Annotated in this window: 11 protein-coding genes; all 11 read left to right on the forward strand. The window is 44.1% G+C overall.

Features of this window, described 5'->3' with window-relative positions; all coding sequences use genetic code 11:
- Positions 1-414 (forward strand): sugar transferase (locus B5X72_RS20110; RefSeq protein WP_176146281.1); only part of this gene is annotated, 414 nt, incomplete at its 5' end.
- Positions 415-473: 59 nt separating this feature from the next.
- Positions 474-1,214, forward strand: a complete 741-nt coding sequence (locus tag B5X72_RS20115) for a tyrosine-protein phosphatase (RefSeq protein WP_079718735.1) — start codon at positions 474-476, stop codon at positions 1,212-1,214.
- Positions 1,208-1,999, forward strand: coding sequence for a polysaccharide biosynthesis/export family protein (locus B5X72_RS20120; protein WP_079718736.1), 792 nt, complete (start codon positions 1,208-1,210; stop codon positions 1,997-1,999). The genes B5X72_RS20115 and B5X72_RS20120 overlap by 7 nt, the downstream gene beginning before the upstream one ends.
- A gap of 19 nt (positions 2,000-2,018) precedes the next feature.
- On the forward strand, positions 2,019-4,385 hold the full coding sequence (locus tag B5X72_RS20125) for a GumC family protein (RefSeq protein WP_079718737.1): 2,367 nt from the start codon (positions 2,019-2,021) through the stop codon (positions 4,383-4,385).
- 121 nt (positions 4,386-4,506) lie between these two features.
- The gene (fcl, locus tag B5X72_RS20130) at positions 4,507-5,445 is read left to right on the forward strand and encodes a GDP-L-fucose synthase (protein WP_079718738.1); all 939 of its coding nucleotides are present in this window, start codon (positions 4,507-4,509) and stop codon (positions 5,443-5,445) included.
- A gap of 35 nt (positions 5,446-5,480) precedes the next feature.
- The gene (gmd, locus tag B5X72_RS20135; RefSeq protein WP_079718762.1) at positions 5,481-6,578 is read left to right on the forward strand and encodes a GDP-mannose 4,6-dehydratase; all 1,098 of its coding nucleotides are present in this window, start codon (positions 5,481-5,483) and stop codon (positions 6,576-6,578) included.
- A gap of 112 nt (positions 6,579-6,690) precedes the next feature.
- Entirely contained in the window at positions 6,691-8,487 is a 1,797-nt protein-coding gene (locus B5X72_RS20140) for an ABC transporter ATP-binding protein (protein WP_079718739.1), read from the forward strand.
- A gap of 18 nt (positions 8,488-8,505) precedes the next feature.
- On the forward strand, positions 8,506-9,801 hold the full coding sequence (locus tag B5X72_RS20145) for a UDP-N-acetylglucosamine 1-carboxyvinyltransferase (RefSeq protein ID WP_079718740.1): 1,296 nt from the start codon (positions 8,506-8,508) through the stop codon (positions 9,799-9,801).
- A gap of 12 nt (positions 9,802-9,813) precedes the next feature.
- Positions 9,814-10,671, forward strand: coding sequence for a UDP-N-acetylmuramate dehydrogenase (gene murB / locus B5X72_RS20150; RefSeq protein WP_079718741.1), 858 nt, complete (start codon positions 9,814-9,816; stop codon positions 10,669-10,671).
- Between the two features lie 10 nt (positions 10,672-10,681).
- Positions 10,682-11,704, forward strand: a complete 1,023-nt coding sequence (locus tag B5X72_RS20155) for a glycosyltransferase family 2 protein (protein WP_079718742.1) — start codon at positions 10,682-10,684, stop codon at positions 11,702-11,704.
- A gap of 17 nt (positions 11,705-11,721) precedes the next feature.
- On the forward strand, positions 11,722-12,666 hold the full coding sequence (locus tag B5X72_RS20160; protein ID WP_079718743.1) for a glycosyltransferase family 2 protein: 945 nt from the start codon (positions 11,722-11,724) through the stop codon (positions 12,664-12,666).

Genomic DNA, 12,666 nt, shown 5'->3' on the forward strand with positions numbered 1-12,666 from the left:
CGGAGTATGCGTGTCAATGCCGAAAGCGATAGCAAGCAAGCCACGCGCGGCGATAGCCGCATCACCCGTATCGGGGCTTTCCTGCGCCGCACCAGCCTGGACGAACTGCCGCAGTTTTTCAACGTGTGGCTCGGCCACATGAGTGTGGTGGGCCCACGGCCACATATGATTAAACACACCGAGCAGTACAGCGCACTGATTGACAAGTACATGCTACGGCAGTTTCTCAAACCGGGCATTACCGGGTGGGCCCAGGTCAACGGCTACCGGGGAGAGACCACCAACCCCGCCATGATGGAACGCCGCGTGGCGCACGACATCTGGTACCTTGAAAACTGGACCACTATGCTTGACGTACGGATAATTTACCTTACCGTCATCAATATACTGGTCGGCGAAGAAAACGCACATTAATTTACGGAGTCTCCTTTTGGACACTTCCGCATACCGTTCAATAAATACGTATCCTGTTTATGGGGGTATTCACATTCTTAAATAAGGCTAAAAACGATACCGGTCTCGGTTGGATGGGCGTGGATATCCACTCGCACCTCCTGCCCGGCATTGATGATGGCAGCCCCGATGCCGCCACATCCGTGGGTTATATCAAGCGTCTGCAGGCCTTGGGCTTATCGCAATTTTACGCTACACCACACGTCCTTAACGATCTTTACCCCAACACGCGGGCCACGATCAACGCAGCGCTCGACCAACTGAAGCCAGTATTGCCTCCAGACGTTGCCATGGAAGCAGCAGCCGAATACATGATAGATGACATTTTCGGAACGATGTGGCCGCCGCATTTCTTGCTAACCCTACCGGATAACTATTTACTTATTGAGATGTCCTACGTGGTCGAGAATCCCCAGATAGACCAATATATTGTCGATTTACAAGCAGAGGGATATAAAATTATCTTTGCCCATCCGGAGCGCTACCCTTTTTACCATCAACGGCCCGAGCGTTACGAGCAATTCAAAGAACTCGGCTGTTTGTTTCAGATGAACCTGCTTTCGCCAACTGGTTATTACAACAGCCAAATCCAACGAGCGGCCCAATATTTGCTCAAACGAGGCATGATTGATTTGGTTGGTACCGACCTGCATCACCGCAAACACCTCGCCGCCATTGAAAAGTTTGTACTCAGCGGCGATGCACATGGCTTATTTAAAAAGAATCCCATCAAAAATTTAGAACTATTCGCAATATGGTAAAACATAGGATAAAGATTGGTTTATTGTATTTCTGTTTACTGGTAGGGCTCAGTTCCTGCGTATCCCGCAAAGATCTGGTCTATTTCGGCGATGTTCCTACCGATAACCCCAGGACAAAGCTACCCGACTACCAGGAGCCCATCGTGCAAGTCGATGATATCCTGCACGTCACCATCCAGACCGTCGATGGTGGCTTGGCCATGGCCGCTGGGCAACTCTCGGGTGGTATTGCAGATGCAAGCGCCAATGCCGAGCGCACGTCCAGCACGGCACCGGCTGGTTACTTGGTAGACAAAGATGGGCAAATCACCATGCCAATGTTGGGTACCTTTAGCGTAGCGGGCCTGACGACTTCAGAAGTCCGCAAACAGGTTACTGAAGCCGCTTCCAAATACTTCAAGAATCCTACCGTACAAGTACGGTTTGCTAATTTTAAAATTACAGTGATTGGCGAAGTCAGTCGACCGGCAACCTACACAGTACCCAGCGAAAAAGTAACGTTGTTAGACGCTTTGGGAATGGCTGGTGATCTGACGATCTACGGGAAGCGGGATAATGTGCTACTTATTCGTGACAATGAAGGACAGAAAGAATTTGTACGCCTTAACTTGACAAGTTACGAATCGCTCAACTCTCCGTATTTTTACCTCAAACAAAATGATGTCATTTATGTCGAACCTGGAAGAGGACGACTCGCTTCACTCAATAATACGCCAAGGCAAGTTGTAGCTATTACGGCATCAATCGTATCATTAGTATCTGTTATTCTCTTAAGAATTTTTTAAATAACTATTTCTATTGTCCATGAAGGATTGGCAAGATGACGTGTTTGAATCCCCGAGTACCAACAACCGTCAAGGGATTTTTGATTTGACAAGAAAGCTACTTACCAATTGGTATTGGTTTGTTCTGTGTGGTATCATCGGGTTTGCTGTCGCTAATACCCATCTCCGGTACAGTACGCCAATTTACCGCATCGGTGCGCGCGTGTTGGTGACCAATCAACAAGGCGGCAGCGTGATAGGCCAAGGTGCCTTTGGTGGCAGTAACATCAACAGCCCATTTGGCGGAAGCAGCTCTGTAGACAATGAAGCCGAGGTGTTCAAAACGCGTTACCTCATGCAACAGGTCGTCCGTAAACTCAATGCCCAAGTCAACTATTATCATCCAGGTCGGGTTCTCGACATTGAGATACACCGTCCCCCTTTTCAGATATCGTTGCTTGCGCCTGATTCAGTACGTGGCGGCACCTTTTTGCTGGAAGCTATCAGTGATCGCCAGATACGGATCCAACAAGAGGGTGGTAACTTTTCGGTTGATGTTGCCTATGGTGAAACAACAAACTTACCGGGTGTCGGCGAGGTATTGCTTTCACAACAGCCGGAGAACGGCAAGGTAGTGGGTCCTTATAAGCTCACAATTACTTCCTTTGACGGCAAAGTAGGCGAATATATGGGACGATTGTCTGTGGCCATTAGCAATAAGCAGGTATCTATTATTAATCTTGGATTCAGCTATCCTTTAAAACGCAAGGGAGAAGAAATTTTGAATGCCATCATCCAGCAATACATGGACAACAACCTGCAAGATCGGAATACGATTGCTGACAGTACCATTGCCTTTATTGAAAATCGATTGCTTTATGTTGGCCAGGAGCTAGGGGATGTAGAAGGCAATATTCAAGAGTTCAGGCAAAACCGTCAACTGGCCGATATGTCTGCGCAATCTCACATGCTATTGCAAAACTCCAACGAATATGTCAAGCAGTTGACCGAGCTGGAAGTTCAACTCGATATTCTGGATACCGTTTCTGCAATTTTGACAAACGGGGCCAATGAGCGTGTCTTGCCTAATGCTATTATTCCAGACGACGCTGTATTTGGTGGACAAGTTACGCGTTACAACAGCTTATTACTGGAACGCGACAAACGGCTATTAAGTGCCACACCAGACAATCCTGCGGTTATCAACCTTAATCAACAGCTTAACACCCTGCGGCACGATATGCTGGCCAACCTCAATAATACGCGTAGTCGGCTCACTATTATGCGCAACAACCTAAGGCAGAAAACCGGCCAGCTCGACCGTCAAGTACGAGAAGTTCCCGCCATTGAGCGTACCTATTTAAATCTTGCCAGACAGCAGCAAATCAGGCAACAGCTTTACATCTTTCTTTTACAGCGGCGGGAAGAAACGGCTATCAGTAAAACAGCGACCATTTCCAACAGCCGGGTGATTGACCCGCCTAAGGCGGCCGGTGCTCCTTTTAGCCCTAAGCGCGACATGATCTTGCTTACCGGTATTCTCATAGGCCTCGCCATTCCTTTTGCGACCATCTATATCCTTGATCTTACTAACACCCGCATTGAAAGCCGGGAGGACGTCACAAAGCACACACAAGTATCCATCATCGGCGAAATAGCGCATAGCAGCACCAAAGAGACTCTTGTCGTTACTCCTAGCTCGCGTACAGCAATCGCAGAGCAATTCCGTGCACTACGCACGAATCTTACCTTTTACCTAAAGGATCCGGATGCCAAGACCATACTTCTTACCTCCAGCATGAGCGGTGAGGGCAAGTCTTTTGTGGCGCTCAACATGGCGATGGTCTTTGCACTTTCAGGTAAACGCGTAGTGGTGATGGAGATGGACTTACGCAAACCCAACCTTTCGGCTAAACTCGATTTTCCTAATCAAGTCGGATTCACCAACTATGCCATTGATCCGGCACTAGCGCCAATGGATATCGTTGCACCTTCGGGAGTACATGAAAATTTGTTCCTCATTGGCTCGGGCCCTATTCCCCCCAACCCGGCGGAAACCCTTCTTAGTGAGCGCCTTGGTGAATTGATGATTGCCCTGCGCGCATCGTTTGACTTTATTATTATCGATACGCCACCTATCGGGCTTGTCACCGACGCCCAATTACTCAACCATCATGCAGACCTATCCATTTACGTGGTTCGCCAAGGCCGCACCTTTAAAAATCAACTGCAAATTACGGAAGATTTGTACCGCACCGGTAAGATGAAAAACCTGGCGATTTTAATTAATGACATTAAGCCACGAGGGGGGGGCTATGGATACGGATACGGGTATGGTCATGGCTATGGCTATTATGACAACGGGCGAAAAGACAGGCCGTGGTGGAAATTTTGGACAAGAAGTTAACAAAAAAATAAAAGATACGCAGCACTTAGGCCATCTATCAACAGGCGGGGATGTTTAAACTTAGAAAATGACAAATATGGTTCTCGAAACCAGCAAACAGCAACTATAATTGCTCAGTAATATGAAAGCGACCAGCAACATCTACATCGCAGGCCACCGGGGTATGGTCGGCGGTGCCATTAAACGACACCTGGAGAAAACGGGGTATACCAATCTGGCTTACCGTACATCCGCCGAACTCGATCTGCGCAATCAACAAGCTGTGGATGATTTTTTTGCCACTGAACGCCCAGAATATGTATTTCTCGCCGCGGCCAAGGTAGGCGGTATCTTGGCCAACAACACCTATCGAGCCGACTTTCTTTACGAAAATCTCATTATGGAGGCAAATATCATCCATGCAGCTTATCGATATGGCGTTAAAAAACTGTTATTCCTTGGCAGCAGTTGCATCTACCCGAAGCTGGCTCCCCAACCCCTTAAAGAAGAATACCTCCTCACAGGGCCGTTGGAGTCGACGAATGAGCCCTATGCAATCGCCAAAATTGCTGGCGTTAAATTGTGCGAGGCTTATCGCGACCAATATGGCTGTGATTTTATCAGTGCAATGCCAACGAATCTGTATGGTATCGGAGACAACTATCATCCGGCAAATTCCCACGTGTTGCCGGCCCTCATCCGCCGCTTCCATGAAGCGAAAGAAACCGGGCAGCCCAGCGTAACCATTTGGGGTAGCGGCACTCCCCGGCGGGAATTTTTGTATGCCGATGATGTAGCTGAAGCCTGTGTACACCTCATGAATACATACAGTGGACGAGAACTAGTCAATATCGGCACCGGCGAAGACCTTGCTATTCGGGAGTTAGCCGAGCTCATTAAGGAAGTTGTAGGTTATGAAGGCGCATTGGTTTTTGATACAACCAAACCGGACGGTACGCCCCGCAAGCTTATGGATGTAACCAAGCTTCATAACCTTGGGTGGAAGCATAAAACCGACCTAAAAACGGGTATCTCGTTGGCCTATCAGGATTTTTTAAAAAATGAATTTGCAATGCGGTAAGGACGTGCCGCAAATCGTAACACATAATGAAAACAATGAAAACAGCTCTCATCACGGGTGTCAATGGCCAGGACGGTGCTTATCTCGCCGAGTTATTGCTTGAAAAAGGATATATCGTACACGGCGTAAAGCGTCGTTCCTCGCTCATCAACACCAACCGTATCGACCACTTGTATCAAGACCCGCATGACGAAAATGTCCGGTTCAAGCTGCACTACGGTGACATGACCGATAGTACGAATTTGATTCGTATCATCCAGGAGACACAGCCTGACGAGATCTACAATCTCGCGGCTATGAGCCACGTGAAGGTGAGTTTTGATACACCAGAATATACAGCCAATGCGGACGGCATCGGCACACTTCGGCTACTGGAAGCCGTCCGGATATTAGGATTGGAAAAGAAAACACGTATCTATCAAGCCTCCACCTCGGAACTGTACGGGCTGGTCCAGGAAGTGCCTCAAAGCGAGAAAACACCATTCTACCCACGCAGCCCCTATGCTGTAGCCAAGCTCTATGCTTATTGGATCACGGTCAATTACCGGGAGGCCTACAACCTCTATGCTTGCAACGGCATCCTGTTCAATCACGAAAGCCCGCTGCGCGGCGAAACGTTCGTTACTCGTAAGATTACACGCGCCGTGGCGGCTATCGCCTTGGGCCTTCAGCAAAAAATGTATTTGGGAAACTTAGATGCCCGTCGGGATTGGGGCCACGCGAAGGACTATGTACGCGCCATGTGGCTGATATTACAACAGGAGCAGCCAGAAGACTATGTTATTGCTACCGGCATCACTACACCTGTGCGTGACTTTGTAAAAATGGCGTTTGCCGAGGTTGGCGCTGAAATTGAGTTCAGGGGCGAAGGCGTTAATGAAAAAGGATTTATTAAATCGATAGCGGGTACAGAGTTTTCACTAAAAGTTGGTCAGGAAGTCGTGAATGTCGACCCTGCCTATTTCCGCCCCACTGAAGTGGATTTACTAATCGGCGATCCTACCAAGGCGAAAACCAAACTTGGATGGCAACCCGAATATGATCTTTCAGGATTGTGTAAGGAGATGGTTGCTTCTGACCTGACCATATTCAGGAAAGATGACAAAACGCAATGGGAACATTTAATAGGGTAGCACGACTCTATTTTTATAGAAATCAAGTGCTGTTCGCTTCCATAGCGTTCCTATTTTTATCTTGTGGTATAGACAGCGTTTTTCATTGACATCTACCGACTAAGTTTTTTAAATGAAATCAGGATTGAAACATACACCGTTGGGCTACTTTTCCTTCTTCTATAAGTCGATGGGCAACAAGCTCGTTTTTAACATCCTATTAGCCACGACATTAGGCCTTCTTGACGGTGTCGGCTTGGCATTGTTTATACCGTTACTTCAATTCGTTAATGATTCCTCTGGTATCGCAACCGGCGAAAGCATGGGCGGGCTACGTTTTATCCTAAACGGATTTGAAAATTTAGGCGTTCCTGTCAACCTCTTCAGTGTATTGAGTTTAATGGTGATTATTTTCTCGGCAAAAGGTGCACTTAACTATTGGTTAAGCATGGAACAGGTCGATTTAAGGCAGAAGTACATGGTCAAGCTACGTTTAGGCCAGATTAAACAATTGGGACAATTAAGTTATCGAGGCTTCCTTACATTAGACGCAGGAAAGATCCAAAATGCGATCACGGCGGAGGTGGGAAAGAATCTGCAGGCTATGATACAATTCTTAGCTGCAACTAAAGCGTCCATCGTTTTAGTCGCCTATGTGGTGTTAGCTTTTTTAGCCAACTGGCAGTTTGCTTTATTTATCATGTTAGGTGGCTTTTTATCAAGTTTCATTTATCGTAGGATTATCGAATCTGTTAAAACATCATCGATTGAGATTTCCCGTCGAGGGAATCTATTTAACAACTTTGTGATCCAATGCATACATCATTTCAAGTATTTGAAAGCAACCAATCATTTTAAGTTGTATGCGGTAAAGCTCCAAGATGTAATCAATGAAGTAGAAAAGTTAAACCGAAAAATAGGAAAAAATCAAGCCATAACGGCTAGCACCCGAGAACCCATAATCATTTTCATTGTTGCGATCGTCATACTGGTACAAACGAACTATCTGGGAGCAAGCCTGGGCTCTATCCTACTCAGTCTATTACTTTTCTATCGTGCATTAAATGGATTAGTGTTATTGCAAAACACTTGGCAAAGCTTTATGCAAAATGTGGGAGGATTACAAGCTGTCTCTGATCTTTCAACTTCGATGCAGCAATTCCAAGAACAAGAAGCCGCAACGCCAATACCTAAATTTCGGTCACAGATTACCCTGAGGGAGCTCTATTTTGCTTATGGCGAAAAACTCGTGCTGAAAGGAGTCGACTTAAACATACAGAGAAACGAAACAATTGCTCTTGTTGGGGAAAGCGGATCTGGAAAATCCACTTTGGTCAATATCATATGTGCTTTGATGGCCCCCACAAAAGGCCAACTCTTAGTGGATGGTCATTCGCCTTATGCTTACAATATTGATTCATACAGAGCACAAATAGGCTACATCACGCAAGAGCCGATCATTTTTAACGATAGTGTATTCAATAATGTCACTTTTTGGGCGCCTCCCACAACCGAGAACGTTGCCCGGTTTTGGGAGGTGATAGAAAAAGTGGCATTGAAGGATACCGTTAACAACATGGGTCAAAAAGAGGACACGCTACTGGGCGACAATGGCATGCTGATTTCAGGCGGACAAAAACAACGCATTTCGATTGCCCGAGAGCTGTACAAGGACGTGGAGTTATTAATTATGGATGAAGCGACCTCAGCGCTGGACTCCGAGACAGAAGGCTTTGTTCAAGAAAGCATCAATCAGTTAAAGGGTGCTTACACAATAATAATTATTGCTCATCGCTTGTCAACAATCAAGCATGCCGACAGAATCTATTTGCTGGAAGACGGCAAAATAAGCGGACAGGGTAGGTTCGAAGAATTAATAAAAAATTCAAGCCGATTTTACCGAATGGCATCATTGCAAAACATACATTAAAGCGCTAATTGCATAATCATGAAAAAGAACGTCACAGCTAAAATTCAAGGCGGGCAAATCCCCAAGGGAAAAGTAAGAGTAAGTGGAGCAAAAAACGCTAGCACGCGACTACTTGCTGCAGCGTTGATTGCCGACGAGACCGTTATATTAACGAATTTTCCCACCGAACTAGTGGATGCCCAATATAAGATTGACTTCATTCGCAAAAACGGCGGAAATGTAAGTGTAGATGTTGCGAGTGAAACGGTAGAAATTGATGCCAAATTACTAGACAACCGCTCGTTAGACAGTTATGATTTTCCGATTCGGACCACTTACCTGTTAGTGCCGGGACTGATTAAGCGTTCTGGCGTTGCCCGTATACCCTACCCAGGAGGATGTAAGATTGGTGATCGTGGTTATGATTTACACCTAATGGTCTGGAGAACGTTAGGGGCTGAGGTAGAAGAAAAACCGGAATACATTGAGGTCCGAGCTCCTAAAGGGTTCCGTTCTGGCGAAATCAATTTTCCGATCTCTACTATTGGGGGTACAGAAAACGCGTTAATTTCAGCTTCTATCATTCCTGAGGCGACCATTATAAAAAACGCCTATATCAGTCCCGAAATAGAAAGCTTAATAGCTTTCTTAAGAACGCTTGGTGTAAAGATAGAAGTAGTCGGAAACAGTTTTATCAAAGTAGAGGGCTCAAACTATCTACGTGGTTCGTTATTTCAAGTAATGCCTGACCGTATTGAGGCCATCACTTGGATTGTTTATGGTATTATCTCCGGAGGGAATATCACTGTTGAAGATGTACCATTTGATACGATGGAGATTCCATTAATCCATTTGCAGCACGCCGGTATAGATTTATACCGTAATGCTAAGAATGTCATCGTATCCCCTGAATGCTTGGTAAACGGGCGTATACAACCTTTCGAACTGGCATGTGGTACACATCCGGGTATCATCTCAGATATGCAACCTTTCTACACATTATTGGGCCTTCACGCAGACGGCATCAGCCGGATTTTCGATTATCGCTATCCGGAACGGTTGAAATATTGTGAAGAGCTCAACAAATTTTACGATGGGGCGCTTTCATGCAAACCCGGGGCAATTACAATAAATGGCGGCAAGCCTGCAAGACCATCTGAAGCAAACTCAACAGATTTGAGAGGCAGCATGGCTGTTGTTATCGCTGCTTTATTGTCCAACGGGCAATCCACTATCCATAATATCGAAATGGCATTACGAGGATATAACAACCTCGAACACAAGCTAAGCGATCTAGGCATACACATTGAAGTAGAGGAGGCGGTAACTGCATAAACTACAGACAGCATGAAAGTTGTAGAGCATTTGGATTTAACCCTTTACAATTCTTATCGAATAAAGGCTATCTGTAAAAGAGCTTATTTTCCGGATTCGGAAAATGATATCCAAACGATATATACGAGCGATGACGATGTTCGGAAAATCGTGCTGGGAAGTGGGCACAATATTATTCTGTCCAAATCCACTTACGATGATTACTTCATCATTTTCTCCGGAAATTTTAATCGCGTAACAATCACCGGAACGGAAGTAGTAGCCGAGGCAGGTATATCTATGTATGACCTTAGCTTACATGCGTTAGCACATGAGTTATCTGGGCTGGAATTGTTTTATGATATTCCCAGTTCGCTCGGCGGAGCAGTTGTTATGAATGCCGGTGCTAGCGGAGAAGAAATAAAAGATCTGTTGACCAAGGTACGTTATTATAACCCCTCGTCCAACCAGTTTGCGGATATCCAACAAGACGAAATGGCATTTGAATACCGCAATAGTTTTTTCCAACGCAATCCTCACCTGATCATCACGAAAGCCTGGCTTAGCCTGAAAAAAGGAACTAAAGCGGCCATCAAAGAGAAAATGGAACAAAATAAAGCAACCCGATGGGCTAAACAACCAAAAGAATACCCAAACGCTGGCAGTGTTTTCAAAAGGCCAAAAGGATTCTATGTCGGTGCCTTGATGGATGAACTGCAGCTGAAGGGATATAGCATTGGCGGGGCAAAGATTTCGGAGAAACATGGTGGTTTTATTGTAAACGTTAACAATGCCACCGGGGATGACATTCTAAGAATCATCAAACATGCACAAGACAAAGTGCATGAACGCTATGGAATAACACTGGAAGTGGAACAACGCATCATATAACGGAACAAATATGACCTCGACGCCCTTAGTAAGCATCGTTTGCGGATATTATAATAGAGAAAATTATGTCGATGAGTCGGTATCTTCACTCATCAATCAAACTTACCCAAATTTAGAGATTCTCATATTCGACGACTGTTCTACGGACAACACGTACGAAAAGCTGAAAGCGTTTGAAAATAAAGACAATAGGATCAGGATAATAAAGCATGAGAAAAACAAAGGATTCGTTAAGGGGATAATAGACACGATAAATACTGCAAAAGGTGAATACATCGCGATTCATGGGTCAGGAGACTACTCCTATCCACAAAGAATTGAAAGACAGGTCAACGTGTTGCAAACCATGCCAAATGTGGGTGTGGTTGGCTGTTTTGTAAAGAACGACAAACTGGTTGGCTCAGAAATACAAGTTTCTATTTTAGATAAGAAGATAAATGGTAATTGTACAGAGCTTTTACAAAAAACTAACCCTTTCACGCATGGAGAAGTGATGTACAGGAAAAGACTATACTACGAAGCGGGTGGGTATAGGGCTTTTTTCCAGTTCTCGCAGGATTATGACTTGTGGACAAGGATGAGCTTAAAATGTGACTTCTTTAATGTACAGGAAATACTTTACCGAAGGTTTTTGTTGAGCGATGGCGCCTCAAGTTTACCCAGTAAAAGATTAAAGCAAGAAATGTATGCGGAGATAGTTAGGTACAACCTTAGATTTTTTTTAACAAAAGGTAAATCAGATTTCGTAGATCAATTCAATGATCTAGACAAAGCGTTTAAAAATATACACACATATTCCAATACATTTATAGATAAAATGTATTCATTATTTATATACGTTTTCAAGGATACGAGCATTGACAGTACGTTTTTAACACCAATATTGAAAAATTTCAGTTCAATTTCTGGCAAATCCGTTTTCTCAGCCCTTATCCACGGCACGTATTTGCTGCCTCGATCAGTATCCAAGAAATTGGTACACAATAAGTTATTTCGTAAAGTACTAAATATCGCTTACAGACGATTGCCTTGATTATAAAATCAAAGTATATGAATCCTTTAATGCAAGATTATAAAATATCGATTATTGTGGCTATTTATAATGTTGAAGACTATCTGAAGGAGTGTATAGATTCAATTTTAGCGCAAACCTATAGCAATTTTGAGGCACTATTGGTTAACGATGGCTCCACTGACCATAGTGGCGAAATTTGCGACGATTTTGCATTAAAGGATAATAGGATTCGAGTTGTTCATAAAGCAAATGGAGGCTTGTCTGAGGCTAGGAACTATGGTATCGACCAAGCTAATGGTGACTTTATCTGCTTTATAGACGGCGATGATTACGTACATCCTGAATATATAGAAAAATTATACCGGTCTATCAACATAAATAACGCTGATATCGCAATTTGTGACTTTTATGAAATTGGAGACGGCCGATTAATCGATAGTGACCAAGAAACTTATTATGACAAGGAAGTAATTGAAAAGCAAGATTTTTTGCTTAACTATTTAGGCAGGGTACGCTCTCATCACAGTAAATGTAATGTGGTAGCATGGAACAAATTGATAAAAAAAAATTGTCTGAAAGATTTACGATTTAAGGTTGGTTACAAACATGAGGATATGTTTTTTATCCATCATTTGATTAATCGAGCTAATACCTTGTCTATTGTATTCGATAAATTATACTACTATAGGCAGAGAAGCAGTAGTATATCTAACGATAGTAACTTGATTAATGACTATCACAAATACTTAGCGATTACAGACAGAGCTGATTTCTATAATAATATATTTTGCAATGAAGAAAGGTTCATTCATAACGAAAGAAAACGATTAAGGATGTTAGTCGATTTATTTAACAGAGGGTATCATTCACTGAGAAGCGAGTTACTTCAGAATTTCAGAAAAATAATAAGCTATAATCTTGTGTCAAAGAGAGATTTAGCTAAGACTTTGTTTAATTTAGTTAAGAGTGTTGGGAAATAA

The organism is Parapedobacter luteus, from assembly GCF_900168055.1.
Lineage (GTDB): Bacteria > Bacteroidota > Bacteroidia > Sphingobacteriales > Sphingobacteriaceae > Parapedobacter > Parapedobacter luteus.

Coding starts and splice junctions, on each gene's coding strand:
- B5X72_RS20115 (WP_079718735.1), top strand. CDS start 474: ATGGGGGTATTCACATTCTTAAATAAGGCTAAAAACGATACCGGTCTC.
- B5X72_RS20145 (WP_079718740.1), top strand. CDS start 8,506: ATGAAAAAGAACGTCACAGCTAAAATTCAAGGCGGGCAAATCCCCAAG.
- B5X72_RS20155 (WP_079718742.1), top strand. CDS start 10,682: ATGACCTCGACGCCCTTAGTAAGCATCGTTTGCGGATATTATAATAGA.
- B5X72_RS20160 (WP_079718743.1), top strand. CDS start 11,722: ATGAATCCTTTAATGCAAGATTATAAAATATCGATTATTGTGGCTATT.
- B5X72_RS20125 (WP_079718737.1), top strand. CDS start 2,019: ATGAAGGATTGGCAAGATGACGTGTTTGAATCCCCGAGTACCAACAAC.
- fcl (WP_079718738.1), top strand. CDS start 4,507: ATGAAAGCGACCAGCAACATCTACATCGCAGGCCACCGGGGTATGGTC.
- B5X72_RS20120 (WP_079718736.1), top strand. CDS start 1,208: ATGGTAAAACATAGGATAAAGATTGGTTTATTGTATTTCTGTTTACTG.
- B5X72_RS20140 (WP_079718739.1), top strand. CDS start 6,691: ATGAAATCAGGATTGAAACATACACCGTTGGGCTACTTTTCCTTCTTC.
- gmd (WP_079718762.1), top strand. CDS start 5,481: ATGAAAACAGCTCTCATCACGGGTGTCAATGGCCAGGACGGTGCTTAT.
- murB (WP_079718741.1), top strand. CDS start 9,814: ATGAAAGTTGTAGAGCATTTGGATTTAACCCTTTACAATTCTTATCGA.